The organism is Ruegeria sp. BH8, assembly GCF_056538065.1.
In genome coordinates, this window is the sequence record NZ_JBQFSP010000004.1 from 46,689 (window position 1) to 63,319 (window position 16,631).

General features: G+C 61.2%; 18 protein-coding genes. 5 read left to right on the forward strand and 13 right to left on the reverse strand.

Annotated features, from left to right (window positions below; all coding sequences use genetic code 11):
• Window positions 1-182 precede the first annotated feature (182 nt).
• Genes cobD through ACR0AD_RS10130 form a run of 3 tightly spaced genes read left to right on the forward strand, consistent with a single transcriptional unit; the run spans window position 183 to window position 3,240 of the window.
• Window positions 183-1,148 (forward strand): threonine-phosphate decarboxylase CobD, encoded by a 966-nt coding sequence (gene cobD / locus ACR0AD_RS10120; protein WP_480487163.1) that lies wholly within the window; start codon window positions 183-185, stop codon window positions 1,146-1,148.
• Window positions 1,145-2,065: an adenosylcobinamide-phosphate synthase CbiB gene (gene cbiB / locus ACR0AD_RS10125; protein WP_480487165.1), complete on the forward strand. Its 921-nt coding sequence runs from the start codon at window positions 1,145-1,147 to the stop codon at window positions 2,063-2,065. Before cobD ends, cbiB begins: the two co-directional genes overlap by 4 nt.
• A gap of 11 nt (window positions 2,066-2,076) precedes the next feature.
• On the forward strand, window positions 2,077-3,240 hold the full coding sequence (locus ACR0AD_RS10130; RefSeq protein WP_480487167.1) for a lytic murein transglycosylase: 1,164 nt from the start codon (window positions 2,077-2,079) through the stop codon (window positions 3,238-3,240).
• A 75-nt stretch (window positions 3,241-3,315) separates the two neighbouring features.
• Here ACR0AD_RS10130 and ACR0AD_RS10135 read toward each other — a convergent pair whose 3' ends face one another.
• The 5 genes from ACR0AD_RS10135 to ACR0AD_RS10155 form a co-directional block, all read right to left on the reverse strand.
• Window positions 3,316-4,116, reverse strand: a complete 801-nt coding sequence (locus tag ACR0AD_RS10135; RefSeq protein ID WP_480487168.1) for a hypothetical protein — start codon at window positions 4,114-4,116, stop codon at window positions 3,316-3,318.
• Window positions 4,117-4,387: 271 nt separating this feature from the next.
• A complete protein-coding gene (locus tag ACR0AD_RS10140) occupies window positions 4,388-4,738 on the reverse strand; it encodes a hypothetical protein (RefSeq protein WP_480487333.1) in 351 nt (116 codons plus the stop codon).
• A 53-nt stretch (window positions 4,739-4,791) separates the two neighbouring features.
• Complete coding sequence (locus tag ACR0AD_RS10145) at window positions 4,792-8,247, reverse strand: chromosome segregation SMC family protein (RefSeq protein WP_480487170.1); 3,456 nt, start codon at window positions 8,245-8,247, stop codon at window positions 4,792-4,794.
• 140 nt (window positions 8,248-8,387) lie between these two features.
• A complete protein-coding gene (locus tag ACR0AD_RS10150) occupies window positions 8,388-8,795 on the reverse strand; it encodes a hypothetical protein (RefSeq protein ID WP_480483776.1) in 408 nt (135 codons plus the stop codon).
• A gap of 44 nt (window positions 8,796-8,839) precedes the next feature.
• Window positions 8,840-10,033, reverse strand: coding sequence for an aminotransferase-like domain-containing protein (locus tag ACR0AD_RS10155; RefSeq protein ID WP_480487172.1), 1,194 nt, complete (start codon window positions 10,031-10,033; stop codon window positions 8,840-8,842).
• A 150-nt stretch (window positions 10,034-10,183) separates the two neighbouring features.
• Here ACR0AD_RS10155 and ACR0AD_RS10160 point away from each other — a divergent pair, with 150 nt between their 5' ends.
• A complete protein-coding gene (locus ACR0AD_RS10160) occupies window positions 10,184-10,954 on the forward strand; it encodes an FCD domain-containing protein (RefSeq protein WP_480487174.1) in 771 nt (256 codons plus the stop codon).
• Between the two features lie 23 nt (window positions 10,955-10,977).
• Here ACR0AD_RS10160 and ACR0AD_RS10165 read toward each other — a convergent pair whose 3' ends face one another.
• From ACR0AD_RS10165 to ACR0AD_RS10195, 7 genes are all read right to left on the reverse strand, one after another.
• Window positions 10,978-11,811 (reverse strand): hypothetical protein, encoded by an 834-nt coding sequence (locus ACR0AD_RS10165; RefSeq protein WP_480487176.1) that lies wholly within the window; start codon window positions 11,809-11,811, stop codon window positions 10,978-10,980.
• Between the two features lie 201 nt (window positions 11,812-12,012).
• Window positions 12,013-12,573: a F0F1 ATP synthase subunit B gene (locus tag ACR0AD_RS10170; protein ID WP_480487178.1), complete on the reverse strand. Its 561-nt coding sequence runs from the start codon at window positions 12,571-12,573 to the stop codon at window positions 12,013-12,015.
• Window positions 12,574-12,578: 5 nt separating this feature from the next.
• A complete protein-coding gene (locus tag ACR0AD_RS10175) occupies window positions 12,579-13,130 on the reverse strand; it encodes a F0F1 ATP synthase subunit B' (RefSeq protein ID WP_209506152.1) in 552 nt (183 codons plus the stop codon).
• Between the two features lie 86 nt (window positions 13,131-13,216).
• Window positions 13,217-13,441 (reverse strand): F0F1 ATP synthase subunit C, encoded by a 225-nt coding sequence (locus ACR0AD_RS10180; RefSeq protein ID WP_005981269.1) that lies wholly within the window; start codon window positions 13,439-13,441, stop codon window positions 13,217-13,219.
• 48 nt (window positions 13,442-13,489) lie between these two features.
• Window positions 13,490-14,275 (reverse strand): F0F1 ATP synthase subunit A, encoded by a 786-nt coding sequence (locus ACR0AD_RS10185; protein WP_267366759.1) that lies wholly within the window; start codon window positions 14,273-14,275, stop codon window positions 13,490-13,492.
• 2 nt (window positions 14,276-14,277) lie between these two features.
• Window positions 14,278-14,610, reverse strand: coding sequence for an AtpZ/AtpI family protein (locus ACR0AD_RS10190; RefSeq protein WP_480483780.1), 333 nt, complete (start codon window positions 14,608-14,610; stop codon window positions 14,278-14,280).
• Between the two features lie 184 nt (window positions 14,611-14,794).
• Complete coding sequence (locus ACR0AD_RS10195; protein WP_480483781.1) at window positions 14,795-15,706, reverse strand: DMT family transporter; 912 nt, start codon at window positions 15,704-15,706, stop codon at window positions 14,795-14,797.
• A gap of 84 nt (window positions 15,707-15,790) precedes the next feature.
• Between ACR0AD_RS10195 and ACR0AD_RS10200 the strand changes: the two genes are divergently transcribed.
• Window positions 15,791-16,126, forward strand: coding sequence for an ArsR/SmtB family transcription factor (locus tag ACR0AD_RS10200; protein ID WP_480487180.1), 336 nt, complete (start codon window positions 15,791-15,793; stop codon window positions 16,124-16,126).
• Here the strand turns inward: ACR0AD_RS10200 and ACR0AD_RS10205 are convergent.
• Window positions 16,123-16,536 (reverse strand): universal stress protein, encoded by a 414-nt coding sequence (locus ACR0AD_RS10205; protein ID WP_480483783.1) that lies wholly within the window; start codon window positions 16,534-16,536, stop codon window positions 16,123-16,125. The genes ACR0AD_RS10200 and ACR0AD_RS10205 overlap by 4 nt on opposite strands.
• Between the last annotated feature and the right edge of the window lie 95 nt (window positions 16,537-16,631).

Genomic DNA, 16,631 nt, shown 5'->3' on the forward strand with positions numbered 1-16,631 from the left:
CAACAACCTCGGCACTTGGTATGGTGAGTGGTGCCGACCCCCGTGGTCCGTGATCTCGTTATTTCCTTAACAAAGTGTTAACAGCAGCCGCACGCTTGCGTGTTCGGGCGGATTTGCTTGTGTAAATGGCAAAAATCCGCTTGAAGCACCCCGAAACCGGTCAATCCCCGCAGAGAGAGCAGATGAGTACACTTGATCACGGCTTGGACCCCCGCGCAGTTCGCGACCACGGCGGGGGGCTGGACAGGGCGATTGTCAGGTATGGCGGAGCGCGTGCAGATTGGATCGATCTGTCGACCGGAATCAATCCGCATCCTTACGCCGTTGCGGGCCTGACCGCCGGGGATTGGGCCGAATTGCCGGATCACGGTGCCTTTGAACGGCTGAGTGATGCGGCCCGCAGGTTCTGGAACGTGCCGCAGGGGGCTGCAATCCTGCCGGCACCCGGTGCATCGGCTGTCATCTCTCGTATTCCGGCGCTGGCCGCGCCAGGGCGTGTCCAGATCACGCCGCCCACCTACAACGAACACGCCGCCGCCTTTTCGGCGCAGGGGTGGCGTGTTCAGCCTGAGAGCGCGACTGACGCCCGCGTGATCGTGCATCCCAACAACCCGGACGGGCGTATCTGGCAGGAAAGCGACGTCTCGGCCCCGCTGACCGTGATCGACGAGAGCTTTTGCGATGTCATGCCAGAGGTATCGTTGATCCATCTGGCGGAACGTCCCGGCGTGATCGTGCTGAAGAGCTTTGGCAAGTTCTGGGGGCTGGCCGGGATGCGGCTTGGGTTTGCCATCGGGCGGCCTGAACTGATCAACCGCCTGAACGACCTGACCGGACCCTGGTCGGTGTCCGGCCCGGCCCTACGGGTTGGGACACAGGCCTTGTCGGACGATGACTGGGCTGATGCCACGCGCGCGCGACTGGCGGATGAGGCGGCCCGGCTGGATGCGCTGATGCTGACCAGGGGCGCGGAAATTGTCGGTGGCACCAGCCTGTTTCGTCTGTATCGGGTTGATGACGCCTTGGGGTGGCAGGACCGGCTGGCCCGCGCCCATATCTGGAGCCGTATCTTTCCTTATTCAACAACCTTTCTGCGTCTGGGTCTGCCACCGGAAAAGGGGTGGGACAGGCTGGAGGCCGCGCTGTGAGCCCTGGCCTGATGCTGGTCTGCGCCATGTGTCTGGACGCCACTCTGGGAGAGCCCGACTGGCTCTGGTCCCGCGTCAAACACCCGGCGGTGATGATCGGCAACCTGATCGGATGGCTGGACAAACGCCTGAATTACGGGCGCGGTCGGCGGTTGAAGGGGGTGGCGGTGCTTGCCCTTCTGATCGGCGGCGCATGGGGCCTTGGGTGGGGTCTGTCCCTACTGGGGCCGGTGGTTGAAATTCTTGGCTGCGCGATTCTGCTGGCGCAAAAGTCGCTGGTTGCCCATGTCCGCGCGGTTGGTGACGGGTTGCAAACCTCGCTGGAAGACGGGCGGGCGCAGGTGGCTATGATCGTCTCGCGCGACACGCAGGATATGACCGAAGCACAGGTGGCGCGTTCCGCCATAGAAAGCGCGGCTGAAAACCTGAGCGACGGGGTCATTGCCCCTGCATTCTGGTTTCTGGTCGCCGGGCTTCCGGGGTTGCTGGTGTACAAGGCGGTGAACACCGCCGACAGCATGATCGGCTATCGCACCGAAACGTACTGCGATTTTGGCTGGGCCGCGGCCCGGTTCGACGACCTGCTGAACCTGATCCCTGCCCGCCTGACCTGCGTGATGATCGTGGCACTGTCCGGCCAATGGTCGCGCTGGTTTGAGATGGTGCGGGATGCGCAACGCCATATTTCGCCCAATGCTGGCTGGCCCGAAGCCGCCATGGCCCGCGCCCTGAATGTCGCGCTGGCAGGGCCGCGCAGCTATGACGGGCAGGTGCGCGATCTGGCCTGGGTTAATGGCGACGCCCCGCGCGAGATCGGCGCATCAGAAGTTTTTCGCGCATGTGACATGCTCTGGCGGGTTTGGGGGCTTGCGCTTGCGCTCGTGTCAGTGTGGGTTGGGGCCGAACTGATATTCTGACGGACCTTTTCATGCGTATACTCTCTGGCCTGATCGCCGCCGCCCTGTTTACCTCACCTGCGCTGGCGCAATGTGGAGGTGGATTTAACTCCTTTGTCAAAGGGCTGAAGACCGAAGCCGTGCAGCTGGGTTTGGACAAATCAGCGGTGAACGGGTTTTTTGACGGGGTGCAGCAGGACAGCGCCGTGCTGAAGGCCGACCGGGCGCAGGGCGTGTTTCAGAAGCCCTTTGTTGAGTTTTCCCGTCGTCTGATTTCGCAAAACCGGATTGAGCGCGGGCAAGCGATGTCGCGCAAATACGATGCGGTCTTTGATCGGATCGAGCGCGAGTATGGCATTTCCCGCGGGGTGCTGCTGGCCTTCTGGGCATTTGAAACCGATTACGGATCGTTTCAAGGCGACTTCAACACCCGCAACGCTTTGGTGACACTGGCCCATGACTGCCGCCGCCCGGAGCTGTTCCGGCCGCAGATCTTCGCCGCCATCGAGCTGTATCAGAACGGTGATTTCGACCCGGCCCGCACCACCGGCGCATGGGCCGGAGAGATCGGCATGGTGCAGATGCTGCCGCGTGACATACTGGAAAACGGCGTCGATGGTGACGGTGACGGGCATGTCCGCCTGAAGAGCTCGGCCCCTGATGCGCTGATGTCGGGGGCCAGAATGCTGTCTCATCTGGGATGGCGCGCGGGTGAGCCTTGGTTGCAGGAAGTCACCGTGCCCGCGCAGATGGACTGGTCCCTGTCCGGCCCCGGCAAACCGCTTTCGGTGGCGGAATGGCAGGCGATGGGCGTTCAGGCGCGTAGCGGGTCCTTGGCCAACCTGCCCGCCTCGCTGATCCTGCCACAGGGGCGCAACGGGCCTGCCTTTCTGGCCTACCCCAATTTCGACGTCTATTTCGAATGGAACCAGAGTTTTGTCTATGTTCTGACCGCCGCATATTTCGGAACACGGCTTGAGGGCGGCCAGATCTATGACGCGGGCAATCCCGCGCAGGGCCTGAATGGCGCACAGATGAAACAGTTGCAGACCAAGCTTCAGGCCAAAGGATATGATGTAGGCAAGATCGACGGGATCCTGGGGGCCGGAACACGGGATGCAACGCAGGCCGAACAGAACCGTCTGGGCCTGCCTGCGGATGCGTGGCCAACGATGGAGTTGCTGGAAAAACTCTGAGCCAGCGGCTCGCACTGCTGCGGTATGGCGCAAAACCCCAAGATTATTCGACGATATCGGCACCGACGCCGCTGATTATGTGACCGGATATTTCTCGGGGTCAATTCCATGTCTTTGACAAACAATATCAATGTAACTTCCCTTTGGAGGAATACCGCCGAACTTGCTGCGAATACCACTGCGGGTTTCGCCCTGGAAGTGGTGAAACCGGGCCCAATCGGGTTCGTAGTCTTCAATGTTCTCGACCGGGTCCAGAAACCCGCGACGCGGCCAATACAAATGCCAATGCTGGCCTCGGTCGATTTCACCGGTGACCCCCAGCGCCCAGCGGGTCACACTTGGGCCGGTTGTCGTCCACGGAAGATCGTAGAGCGTGATTGTCTCGCCCGCCTCATAGCGTTTGACCAGTTTTTCGATGTGATCACTGCCCAACCAAAACGGGATCGGGACTTCTGATTCAAGGAAATTCAGGATCAGCTTCAAGGCCAGAGATGTCTTGGGAAGGCGCAAGACGCAATTGTTCATCGCCTTGTTGCGCCAGACGACACCAAACAGATAGTCCGGTGGAACATCCAGCGGCCGGACGCAGTAGATATCCAGATCAACCCACACATAGTCGGTTTTTTGCAACATGTGGATCCGGAAGATGTCTGAATAGACCGCCATCCGTCTCCGGCCACCGGTCAGGTTTTCCGTGGTTTCATCTGTATAGATTCCGCGGGCATCATGAACGACGACGCCGTCGGGAACATCTATGTTCATATCCAGCACGTACAGGTTGAAGACATAGCCATGATCCAGAAAGGACTGAATGCATACTCTTTCAACGCAAGATAACGGCGCACCAAACCAGAAACTTGCAACTTGAAAATCCAAAACAGCACCTCTTGCCCAAAGCCGAAACGGGATCGCTGCTGCACTAACGAAGCGGTGCGTGGGTCGTCAACCGCGGCTGCTGTTTTGGCGCGACTTACCCTGCCTTGCGTCAGCGCGTTGTGTCGAGGTGCCCACAGTTTGGTTCTGGCCCCTCATTGGGCGCGCAATTTTAGGCTGGTGTTCCCAACAAAGCCGTTGACGTCTGCCGCGGGTTCAGATTGCTGCGCGGGTTGGTCCGTTGCCAACATGGCCGGCCCAAATTGTGACTTCTTTATTTGGGCCGCACCGGGTACCTATCCCCTTTCTGATCGATCAGGATCAGCCGCTCGCCACTGTGGACATACAGGTCGCAGCGGCTGAACCCGTTGCGATACGCGATGCAGACGGAACCGTCATCGGCGATGGAGTAGGTTCCGAATGCAGACCCCCCGCCCGCGTAGGTATAGGAATAAGCGCCCCCCGCCGAAAACTTGGCCTGACCATCATCGTAGAAGGTCAGCGTCTGGCCCGCGAGGGCGTCAAGCTCGGCCACTGTCAGCGGGACATCGCCAGATTTGACGGGCCAGTCAGCGGCGACAACCGGAGTGGCGGCGATGAGGGCGGGGATCAGGAAACGCGTCATGAGGCCAAGGTAGCGCGTTATGCCTGCAATCATCATAACGTTGCAGTGAGCGGTCAGGCCACCATCTGCTCGGCCTTCTTCAGGTCAACCGAGACCAGCTGGCTGACGCCCTGTTCCTGCATGGTGACGCCGAACAGACGATCCATGCGCGCCATGGTCACCGCGTGGTGGGTGATGATCAGGAAACGGGTGTCGGTCTGGCGGCACATCTCGTCCAGCAGGTCACAGAAACGGGTGACATTGGCATCGTCCAGCGGCGCGTCAACCTCGTCCAACACACAGATCGGGGCCGGGTTGGCCAGGAAAACGCCGAAGATCAGCGCGGTCGCTGTCAGGGTCTGTTCGCCGCCCGACAGCAGGCTGAGGGTCGACAGTTTCTTGCCCGGCGGCTGGCACATGATTTCCAGCCCCGCATCCAGCGGGTCGTCGCTTTCGACCATGACGAGATTGGCCTCGCCACCGCCGAACAGGTGCTTGAACAACATCGCGAAATTCGAGTTCACCTGTTCAAACGCGGTCAGCAGACGTTCGCGGCCTTCGCGGTTGAGGCTGGAGATGCCGCTGCGCAAGGCTTTGATCGCCTCTTCCAGATCGGCCTTTTCACTGCTGAGCGTGTCGAATTCTTCCTGAACGTCCTTACTGTCTTCCTCGGCCCGCAGGTTCACTGCGCCCATGGCGTCACGCTGGCGCTTGTGGCGGTTCACTTCGGCCTCCAGCGCATCCGCGGCGGGCATCTGGTCGGGGTTTACGTCCAGCTGGTTCAGCAGCTGGTTCGGGGTCAGTTGCTGGTCTTCGGCAATTCGTTCTGCTGCCGCAAGCACGCTTTCCTTTGCCGCGTCACTACGCGCCTCGGCTGCGGCGCGGTTTTCGCGAGCTTCCGAGGCCAGGCGTTCCGCCTCACGCTCGGCCATCACCACTTCGCGCAACTGTGTTTCTGCTTCGGCCAGCTTGTCGGCGGCATCGGCCCGCCGGGCTTCGGCGGCTTCGATCAACTCGTTGAGCTCTTCCCGTGCCTCGGCGATTTCGCCGGGGGCGGCCATGGCCTCGGTCAGTTCCTCTTCCGAGCTTTCCTTGCGCTCGGCCAGTTCCGAAATCCGTTTCTCGGCCGTTTCCAGACGGTGCCGCCAGCCACTCAGGTCCTTGGTGACCTCCTGCGTGCGGCGGGTGCGGGCGTCGCCTTCACGGCGCAGCTCATCATGGGTCGAGCGGTGGGTCAGCATGGTGATCCGCGCCGCCTCGACTGTCTGTTTGATGTCCTCAACCTCAGCGCGGGCGCTGTCGAGGTCACCCAGATCGTTCAGCGCCGCCTCGGCCTCGCGCAGCTGCACGCGGGCGGACATGGCGTCTTCCTTGTGACGGTCCACGGCAAGGGTCAGGGTTTCCAGCTTGCCCTGCGCGAGGTTGCGATCCGCCTCGGCGCGGCTGAGCTGGCGTGCGGTTTCGGCCATGCGCTGATCAGCGGCGCGGCGGGCTTCGCGCGCGCGGCGGTCGGCCTCGGTCACGTCCGCCAGTTGCTGCGACAGGGTTTCATGCGCGGCGCGGGCGCCATCGGCCTGCGCCTCGGTGCGGGCCAGTTCCTGTTTCAGCGCCTCAAGTTTATTGAGCTGCTCCAGCCGCAGCGCCGCCGCACTTGGCGCATCCTCGGCCCAGGCGCGGAACCCGTCCCAGCGCCACAGGTCGCCCGAGCGGGACACAAGACGCTGGCCCGGCTTCAACGACGCCTGCAGCCGCGCGCCCTGATCCGCATCGACCAGCCCGATCTGCGCGATGCGACGGCTGAGCCTGTCCGGCCCCGACACGTGCAGCGCCAGCGGGTCGACCCCATCGGGCAAGGGCTGATCGCTGTCATAACCTGCAACATGAACCCAGCCGGACGGGCCGTCACCTTCGACCAGCGGTGCACGGAGGTCATCGGCAAGCGCAGCACCCAGAGCCTTCTCAAAACCCGGTTCCACGCGCAGCAGGTCCATCACCTGCCCGCCTTCGGCCGTGTCGCGTTCCACCAGCTTGGCAAGCGCGGTGGTTTCGGCGCGGATTGCACCCAATTCACCTTCGGCCTCGGACCGTTGCGCGCGTGCCTCGGCTTCGCGGGCCTGCGTTTCATTGCGCAGCTCATCTGCGGCGGCCAGCGCCTCTTCGGCGGCCTCGGCGGCTTCGCGGGCTTCTTCCTCACCCTCCTGCGCGGTTTCAAACGCCTCGCTGGCGCGGGTCAGGGCTGTTTTGGCCTCATCCACGGCCAGCCGGGCTTTTTCCTCTTCCCCCTCAGAGCGAGCCAGTGTCTTGCGGCTGTCTTCGACCAGACGCTGCGCCGACTGGTGACGGGCGACAAGACGCGCCATATCTTCGGTCTGCTGCGACAGGTGGTCTTCGCGGTCCTGAAGGATCGAAGCCGCTTCGCGGGCAATTTCTGCGGCTTCCGCCACCTTCGCGTCATGCCCTTCTGCAGCCTTGGCCAGTTCGCGGGCTTCCCATTCCAGCCGTTCGATCATCTGGCCCGCATCGCGGTTCAGGCCGGTTTCCCGTTCGATATCCTTGCCGAGCTGATGGATGCGGCTGGTCAGCGTCTCAATGGTCTGGCGCGCGCGGGTTTCCTGATCGGTCAGTTGATCGCGCTGCACCTGCTGGCGTTGCAGGACAGCGGCGGCGATGGCCTCTTCCTCGCGCAGGGGGGGCAGGGTTTCTTCGATCCCGGCCCTTTTTGCTGCGGCGGCGCGGGCTTCGGCCTCGGCGCGGGAGGCCTCGGAAATCCGGTCCCTCAGCTTGTCTTCGGCCTGCTGGCGGGCCATGTCGGCCTCTTTCCAGCGGCGATAGAGCAGCATCCCCTCGGCCTGACGCAGCTGTTCGCCGATTTCGCGATAGCGTGCGGCCTGACGGGCCTGACGGGCCAGTTGCGCAAGCTGCCCGCCCAACTGCTCGAGCACGTCATCGACGCGGGTCAGGTTGGACTCGGTCGCTTTCAGCTTCAGCTCGGCCTCATGCCGGCGTTGGTACAGCCCCGAAATCCCGGCGGCCTCTTCCAGAATGCGGCGGCGGGCGCGGGGTTTGGCGCTGATCAGCTCGGCGATGCGGTTCTGCCCTACAAGCGCCGGGGAATGGGCACCGGTCGAGGCATCCGCGAACAGCATCTGCACATCGCGCGCGCGCACATCCTTGCCGTTGGTCTTGTAGGCGCTGCCGACATCGCGGGTGATCCGGCGCACGATTTCAAGCTGGTCGGTGTCGTTGAACCCCGCAGGCGCCAGACGTTCGGAATTGTCCATGGTCAAGACAACTTCGGCGAAATTGCGGGCGGGCCGTGTGGCGGCACCGGCAAAGATCACATCCTCCATCGCGCCGCCGCGCATGGATTTGGGGCGGTTTTCACCCATCACCCAGCGCAAGGCTTCCAGAAGGTTGGACTTGCCACAGCCGTTCGGACCCACCACACCGGTCAACCCGTCCGCGATGATCAGATCGGTCGGATCAACAAAGCTTTTGAAGCCGGTCAGTTTGAGCTTGCTGAAACGCAATGGCCGCGTGTCCCGTGATTCCTATGAATTGAAAGTCTGCGCAAGGGATGGGGTCCGAGTCAACGCAGTTGCGCAGGATATGGGAGATCAGTGCAAGTTATCCACAACATCTTGCCGAAATGCGCAGGAACACGCGTATGTCAGTATGGGCTGCATTCGAAGACCTGATAGCCGCTGTCGCCCCCGACATTTTCATAGATACCATAGTCGATACATTCATACCGGGGCGTCGAGACAGCGGTCAGCAACAGCCGTTCCCCCGCCTCGCGGTCACACCCCAGTACACCAACCGTGACAGCCGCGTCACCCAGCACGTCGAGGATCGGGCAGCCTGAAACCTGCGCCATGGCCAGCGCGGCGCGATCCCGAACAGGGCCAAGCCGCGGGGCGTATTGCGCGTTGATCCGCACCGCCTCGGCCAGATCGCCGCGCACGCGCACGTCGAACACACTACCGTTCACCGCCACGCGGGTGGCCGGAACGTCGCGGAAATGCGGGGTCCCGGCGGCGCAGGCGGCCAGCAGGAGCGGAGCGAGAAACCGGATCATGCCGCAGAGTTGCAGCAATTTGGTTAACAGAACCTTTCTGGACGTCAGGCGCGCAGAACTTCGCCTAACCGGCGGATACCTTCGCGGATCGTCGCCTCGTCCGAGTTCGAGAAGCTGAGCCGGATCGTGTTCGCCCCGCTGCCGTCGGGGAAAAACGCCTGCCCCGGCACAAAGGCCACTTTCACCGTATCCAGCGCCTGCGCCAGCAGGTCAGACCCGCTGATTCCCGACGGGAGTGTCACCCAGACGAACATGCCGCCTTCGGGGCGCGTCCAAGCCACCCCGTCGGGCATGTGCTGTTGCAGCGCACCCAGCATCGCATCACGGCGCGCGCGGTAAGTGTCGCGCACTTTCGGGATATGGGTGTCAAAGCACGCTTCCGCCACCTGATGCACGGCCATCTGGTTGATGGTCGCCGAATGCAGATCCGCCGCCTGTTTCAGCAGAACCATCTGCGAGATGATCGGCTTGGCCGCAACAACCCACCCCATGCGCAGACCCGGTGACAGGGTTTTCGAGAAGCTGCCACAGTAGATCGTCCGGCAGTTTTCGATCGATCCCTTGCGCTCCTGTTCCAGAGCCAGGATTGGCGGGATCGGATCGCCGTCATAGCGCAGTGCCTGATAGGCGCCGTCTTCGATCAACGCGCAGTCCAGTTCGTCGGTCAGGTCCAGCAATGCCTCACGACCCGGGCGGGTCAGGGTTTCGCCTGTCGGATTGGCAAAATCGGGCGACAGATAGGCGAATTTCACAGCGCCATCCCCTGCCGCAACCCTGAATTCATCGGCCCCCTTGTTGCCATTGAGCCGGTCAAAGCGCGGCTCATACGCGTTGAACGCGGCAAGCGCGCCCAGATAGGTGGGCCACCCGACCAAAGCCGTGTCGCCGGGGGACAGGAACAGCTTGCCCAGATAATCCAGCGCCTGCTGCGAGCCCGAGGTGATCAGGACGTTGTCCATGTCACATTCCACCCCGATTTCGCGCATGTGCTGCACCAGCCACCGGCGCAGGGGGGCATAGCCTTCGCTGACCGAATATTGCAGCGCCTGCGCCTGCATGTCCGGCCCCAATGCCTGCTGAAACGCCTGAGCGAAAGCTTCAGCCGGGAAAAGCGCGGGGTCCGGAATGCCACCTGCAAAGGAAATGATACCGGGCTGATCGAGCAGTTTCAGCAGCTCGCGGATTTCTGACGCCTTCATCCGGGAAGCCCGGGTGGCAAACAAAGGGTGATGGGACATGAGGCTCCTCCGATCTCATTTCGGCGCAGCCTATGCTTTCTCAAATTAAAGTCAACACTTCTGACCTAATATTTCAGCGGATGTGACCGGGTATTCTTGAACAGCCCCCCTGTCCATGGTCAAATGAGTTGACCAATTTCGGAACGGACCATGCCATTTCAGAAAGTTCAGACGGAAAAACTGTCACTTGCGGTCGTTCGCCAGATCGAGCTGTTGATCCTGCGCGGCATCCTGCGCCCCGGGGAGCGCCTGCCGCCCGAGCGTGAGTTGGCCGAACGGATGGGTGTGTCGCGCCCGTCCCTGCGCGATGCGGTGTCCGAGCTTCAGGAACAGGGGTTGCTGACAACAAAAGCCGGCTCCGGGATCTATGTGGCCGAGGTTTTGGGCTCGGCCTTTTCGCCGGCGCTGATCCGGTTGTTCAGCAGCCATGACGAGGCCGTATTCGATTACCTGTCCTTTCGCCGCGACATGGAGGGGCTGGCGGCGGAACGGGCCGCGCGGCTGGGATCAGAAAGCGACCTGAAGGTTGTTCAGACGATCTATGACAAGATGCGGGCGGCCCATGACCGGAACGCTGCGGACCAAGAGGCGCAGCTGGATGCCGAGTTTCATATGGCCATCATCGAAGCCAGCCACAATGTGGTGATGCTGCATATGATGCGGTCAATGTATGACCTGCTGGTGCAGGGTGTGTTCTATAACCGGCGGACAATGTTCCGGCAGCGCGCGACCCGCGAGGCCATTCTGGACCAGCACAGCACTATCAACGCAGCCCTTCAGGCCCGCGATCCGGCAGCCGCACGTCAGGCCGTCGAAACGCATCTGAGCTTTGTCGAACGCTGCATGATCGATCAGCAGAAGGCCGAGCGGAACGAGGCTGTTGCGCAGCAAAGGTTGCAGCACGAAACCCGTCAGGCCTAGCGCTTTCCAAGTGCCCTCAGGGATCAGGCGGCCCCGGTCTCGGGCTGGATCAGGTGTGACGGGAAAGGTGCGCCGCTGCCTTCGCCCAGATCGTCATTCGGGGCGATGGTTGTCAGGGCCGGGTCGATGAACAGCCGCGCGCCCCGGTCCCTGAGGTGTTTATGCAGCATCACATGCTCGCACACGAGGTCGCCCTTTTCGTCCCGGCAGGAATAGCGCAGGCCACGCAAGGCGCGGGTCTTGTACATTCCTGCACCGCCGAAGGCGCTGTCGACCGGTATCAGGGGCATATCGGACGGGATGTGGTACTGCCGGTCGAAAACCGCTGATTTCAGAAGAACTTTCCGCCACTTTCGGCGCCCGAACAGCGGTTTGCGCGTTGTCTGAATTCTTTGCCAGACGTCTTCGTCACACCAGCCCGCGCAACGCAGGGCGTAGATATCGTAATAGGCCGGTTGGGAATTGGCGAAGACACCTTCCCAGCGCGGTACGGACCGTTGTGCGGCAGTCAGAACCGTCTGAACGTCCAGACAGACATTCGGCCCGTTCAGATCCAGCACCAGTGTCAGGTCGTGACCGCTGTCGCGTTCTTCCAGCCTGTTGAGGACTGCGTTTCTGGCCGCCGTGATCCGCTCGACCCGGTCTGGCAGTCTGGACGCCAGACCATCCATGCGGACAAGGTCCACATTCGGGTCGCGGCGCGCGAATTCGGACAGAACCCGATCTGTACGATCGGCGTTGTCGTTTGTCGCGATGGTCACGGAATAGCGGTGCAAGCGGGTGGTCAGGTCTTCGATCCTGTTGATGCTTTCGATCAGCGCGGCCCCGCCGTTCCTGACCACCCCAACAATATTCATCGAAACGTCTTCGCCTGCCACGGCCCGTCTTTCCCTGCTCTTTTCGCACCCTTAGACCCCAAGCGGAACATTCAGACCCTCTGAAGGGTACAGAATCCGGGTGATGTTGCGGTCAATACAATCAGCCCCGTCACCAAAACAAAAGACCCGACAGCGCAATGCTCTCGGGTCATCTGCGTTTTTTACCGGCCGGTGTCCCCGTCAGTGCAGCTTGGCGCCCACATCTGCGATCGAGGCATCGATCAGCTTGTTCGCCTGCGCGGCTGTCATCTGCTTGGCCAGAACCGAGCTGGCAGCGGCAATCGCAACCGAAACGGCCTGATCGCGCACGTCTTTAACGGCAGAGGCTTCGGCCGAGGCAATCTGGTCCTGCGCAGCAGCCAGACGGCGTTCGATCGACTTTTCGAGATCGACCTTCGCCTGGTCCGCAGCCAGAGCCGCGTCCTGTTTGGCCGCCTCGACTATCGCGTCGGCCTGTGCCTGCACTTCACGCTGCTTGCGCTCGTACGAAGCCAGCAGGCTGCGTGCTTCTTCATGCAGGGCGCGGGCTTCGTCCAGCTCGGCCTTGATGCCTTCGGCACGGTTGTCCAGCGCACCGCCGATCATGCCCGGCACCTTGAAGTAGAACAGGACCGCGATGAAAACGATGAAGCCCAGAAGGACGACAAAGTCAGTATTGCCAAGCGAGAAGAACGGACCGCTTGCAGCCAGCGCGGGGCTGGCGGCACCAACGGTCAGGATAAGGGCAAGAGTGTTCCGCATGTCACTTATCCTTTCATCTGCGCGTCAATGGCACTGTCGATGGCTTTGGCATCCGCCTCGCCGCCCAGCGCGGTGACCAGTTCAGCCGCCGTATCCTTGGCGACCACTTGAATGCTTTCCAGCGCACCGGCACGGATTTCGGCAATTGCCTTTTCCGATTCAGCCGCCTTTGCAGCGATTTCCGCATCCGCCCTGGCAATCGCATCATCCAGACCAGCCTGGATTTCTGCGCGTGCTTCTGCCGCGATACGCTGCGCTTCGGCACGGGCATCGGCCAGCGCCTTGTTATAGGCCTCTTCGGCCTCGACCGCTTTGGCCTTCAGATCTTCGGCCGCAGCCAGGTCATTTGTAATGGTCCCCCGGCGCTCGGCCAGGATTGCCGCGATGCGGGGCAGAGCCACGCGAGACAGGACCAGAAAGATGACGACCAGCGTAATGACCAGCCAGAAAATCTGGTTGGGGAACCAATCGAAGCAGAGCTGCGGCATCCCGATGGCAGAGCCATGCGAGTCAACGCACGCGCCAACTACTTCTTCGCTAATGGGTTCAGTCGCCATGATGTCCTCCGTCGGAACGTTGTCTTTACAACAGGTGGGCCGCTATGGCTTGGACCCACCTGCGCGTAAGGATCAGGTTCCGCAGATTAGACGGCGAACATCAGCAGCAGCGAGACCAGGAATGCGAAGATCCCCAGGGCTTCTGCGAATGCGATACCGATGAACAGGGTTGCGGTCTGCGAAGCAGCCGCCGAAGGGTTGCGCAGGGCGCCGGCCAGGAAGTTGCCTGCAACGTTGCCCACCCCGATTGCGGCTGCGCCGGAACCGATTGCTGCCAGGCCTGCGCCGATGTGTGCGAGATCGCCTTCCATGATGTATCTCCTTACGAATTGGAAGTTTCGATGTTGGGTTATCGGACCTTAGTGCGAAGGATGCAGCGCATCTTTCAGATAAACACAGGTCAGAATGGTGAATACGTAGGCCTGAATGAAGGCCACCAGGACCTCGAGACCATACATTGCGGTGATCGCCAGAACTGACACAGGCGAAATCAGGGAAATTGCGGCAAAGCCTGCAAACACCTTGATCACCGCGTGGCCTGCCATGACGTTACCGGCAAGACGAATGGAGTGGCTGACGGGGCGTACGAAGTACGAGATCAGCTCGATGATCGCCAGGATCGGGCGCAGCGCCAGCGGCGCGCTGGAGACCCAGAACAGGCCCAGGAACGCGGCACCGTTCTTGACGAAACCCAGAATGGTCACGGTCAGGAACACGGCCAGCGCCAGCGGGATTGTCACGGCGAAATGCGATGTGGTGGTGAACGAGGTTGGGATCAGACCCAGGAAGTTCGCGGTCACAATGAACATGAACAGGGTCATGACATAGGGGAAGAACTTGACGCCGTCCTTGCCGCAGATGTCTTCCAGCATCTTGTAGATGAAGCCATAGGCCAGTTCCGCGATCGACTGCATCCGGGTCGGGACGATGGCACGCTTTGACGTGCTGAGAACCAGCAGGCCAAAGATCGCCACGATGGCCAGGAACAGCCACAGGGTCACGTTGGTGGGCGTGTACCAGGCAATCTCGCCACCGAACAGCGGCTTGACGATGAACTGGTCCATCGGGTGAAACACCAGGCTGCTGGCTTCTGCTGCGTGGTCTGCGCCTTCGGCGCCGTGTGCTGCGGTGGTCTCGCTTGCCACGTTCAGTCCCTCTCGTCCTTTTCGGCCTGCATATGGGCCGCTTGTTTATCTTGAACCTCTTTCGCGCTGCGGAGCATAACCTTCACGCCCGCGACAAGGCCCAGCAATGTGAACAGCACCAGAAAGATCGGGATTGTCCCGAGCAGGCTGTCCAGCCCGTATCCGATGCCAAATCCGATCCCCAGACCGGAAACCATTTCGATGACCATCCTCCAGGCAAGCTCGCCCCCGGATATGTCACTGTCAGCGCGGGCAGCCGGTTGTCTGGCCTTTTTCGCCGCGTCGATCTTGGCCTCAAGCTGCGCCATACGCTGCTTTTGGTCGTCATCGGTCACGGACGGAATCCTCGCGCTGTCTTGCGCATGGTGCTAAGGCGCGAAAGGCCCAGAGTCAACGGCGTTGATGGCGTGAAATGACGCAGGTTAGTGTGTTGTTTTTAAACTGTTATTACTGGTTAACTCGTCCAGCCAAATTGCTTGCCCATGCCCTGAACGGCAACAATCTCCCAAAAACCCATATTCAACCTTTTGGTTGATCTTTGTGCGTGCGCTGAGGCCACAGGTGTCGAACAAGGCGTCCGTCGATCAGCAAGAGCCCGGCAAAAATCGCCGCCATGCCCATCAAATGTTCGGGTTGCAGAGTTTCCCCCAGAACCCAGGTTCCAAGTATCAGGGCGGAAACCGGCGCGATCAGCGTGACGGTCGAAATGTTGGTTGGCCCGACTCTGGGCAGCAACCAGTAGAAGGCAATGAAAGCGGCCGAGGTCAGCACAAAACCGATCATCAGCAACGAAAGCCATGTTTCAGTGTGCTCGATCACCGGCAGGCCTTCACGCCAAAGCGCCAGGGGTAAAATCGCCAATGTCGCTCCTGTCAGGGCAAGGGCGACCAGCACCACCGGCTGCATGTCACGGAAGGCCCGCGCAATGTTGACGGAAAACGCGTAACAGATCGGCGCGCACAGGGTCAGCAGAACCGCCCAGAACTGAGAGGTTTCGCCATTGTGCAAAATCGGGACGGACAACACGACAATCCCGATGAAGCCGCACAACACGCCAAGGGATTTCAACAGCGTCGCACGCTCGCTTCCCGGCCAGAAATGCGAAACGATGACGGCAAAGGCCGGTGTTGTCGCATTCACGATCCCCGCCACGCCGGACGCGATATGCTGCTGCCCAAGCGCATAGAACGCAAATGGTGCGGCATAGCTGAGCGCCCCGAACCCCAGCAGACCGATGGCGCGCCCGAGTGTCAGGTGAACCGGCATACGGGCAGCAATCACATAGATCCAACAGCCCAGCGCCCCAAATGCAACACGCCCCAATGACACGGATAGCGGCCCAAGTTCGCGCAGCAATATGGCGTTGAACATGAAAGACATGCCCCACCCGATGCCAAGGACGCAGATCACCAGCCAGTATTTCAGCGCCATAGCCGCCCCCCTTGCGCATCACCGCTGCACAGTGACGTGATGGGGGAAATTGTCAAACGGGTTCTCGCCCATTAGGAAAGACCCATGTCCAACGATCTCGACACCGTGTTTGCGGCCCTTGCCGACCCCACCCGCCGCACCATTCTGGCGATGCTGCTGGAGGACGATATGGCCGTGACGGATGTGGCCGAGCCGTTCGAGATGTCGCTGGCGGCGATCTCGAAACATCTGGTCATCCTGACCAAGGCCGGGCTGATATCACAGGAAAAGCGCGGCCGGGTGAAATGGTGCAAGCTGGAACCCGACGCGCTGCGCACCGCTTCGGTCTGGATGCAGGGGTTCGGTCAGTTCGAACCCATCAACCTGGATGCGTTCGAACGGTTTCTGGAAGTCGAGCTTCCGATCTCGGACGAGACCTAGCGCACCACAAAGACCGACATGCTGGCATGTTTGGCCAGATATCCGGCGTGGCTGGAAAAGATGTAATCGGTGATCCGGGGCGCATGGGTGCCCACGATGATCAGGTCTGCACCGATCTCTTCTGCCGCGCGGGTCAGATCGCTGTCCACTTCGGCAGCAACATCGACCGAGTGTATCTTGCGCACCGCAACTTCGGCCGCGCCTTTTGATGCAAGCTGTTCGGTGAAGTCGGCCAGTTGCTTGTCGATCTCGGCCTCGGTTTCCGAGGATGCACCCATATGGGCCCCGCTGACACTGACCAGAGTGATCTTGGCGCCCTGCCATTTTGCCACCTGCGCGGCGACATCTGCGGCCTTGCGAACCTCGGGCGGCAGGTGGCGGTCAATCGGCAGCATGATATGTTTGAACATAATCTCCTCCTTTTGTCCGCCTTCCAAGGTAGTCCTGAGACCAAGGGCCTGCCTTGATCTGGCTCAACAGATTTTGCCTTTGGAATTCGTGGGCA

Excerpts from the sequence above, each read along its gene's own strand:
- ACR0AD_RS10155 (WP_480487172.1), bottom strand. The coding sequence starts at position 10,033 with ATGTCCCATCACCCTTTGTTTGCCACCCGGGCTTCCCGGATGAAGGCG.
- ACR0AD_RS10150 (WP_480483776.1), bottom strand. The coding sequence starts at position 8,795 with ATGATCCGGTTTCTCGCTCCGCTCCTGCTGGCCGCCTGCGCCGCCGGG.
- ACR0AD_RS10165 (WP_480487176.1), bottom strand. The coding sequence starts at position 11,811 with ATGAATATTGTTGGGGTGGTCAGGAACGGCGGGGCCGCGCTGATCGAA.
- ACR0AD_RS10170 (WP_480487178.1), bottom strand. The coding sequence starts at position 12,573 with ATGCGGAACACTCTTGCCCTTATCCTGACCGTTGGTGCCGCCAGCCCC.
- ACR0AD_RS10140 (WP_480487333.1), bottom strand. The coding sequence starts at position 4,738 with ATGACGCGTTTCCTGATCCCCGCCCTCATCGCCGCCACTCCGGTTGTC.
- ACR0AD_RS10200 (WP_480487180.1), top strand. The coding sequence starts at position 15,791 with ATGTCCAACGATCTCGACACCGTGTTTGCGGCCCTTGCCGACCCCACC.
- ACR0AD_RS10180 (WP_005981269.1), bottom strand. The coding sequence starts at position 13,441 with ATGGAAGGCGATCTCGCACACATCGGCGCAGGCCTGGCAGCAATCGGT.
- ACR0AD_RS10130 (WP_480487167.1), top strand. The coding sequence starts at position 2,077 with ATGCGTATACTCTCTGGCCTGATCGCCGCCGCCCTGTTTACCTCACCT.
- ACR0AD_RS10160 (WP_480487174.1), top strand. The coding sequence starts at position 10,184 with ATGCCATTTCAGAAAGTTCAGACGGAAAAACTGTCACTTGCGGTCGTT.
- ACR0AD_RS10195 (WP_480483781.1), bottom strand. The coding sequence starts at position 15,706 with ATGGCGCTGAAATACTGGCTGGTGATCTGCGTCCTTGGCATCGGGTGG.
- ACR0AD_RS10175 (WP_209506152.1), bottom strand. The coding sequence starts at position 13,130 with ATGGCGACTGAACCCATTAGCGAAGAAGTAGTTGGCGCGTGCGTTGAC.
- cobD (WP_480487163.1), top strand. The coding sequence starts at position 183 with ATGAGTACACTTGATCACGGCTTGGACCCCCGCGCAGTTCGCGACCAC.
- ACR0AD_RS10205 (WP_480483783.1), bottom strand. The coding sequence starts at position 16,536 with ATGTTCAAACATATCATGCTGCCGATTGACCGCCACCTGCCGCCCGAG.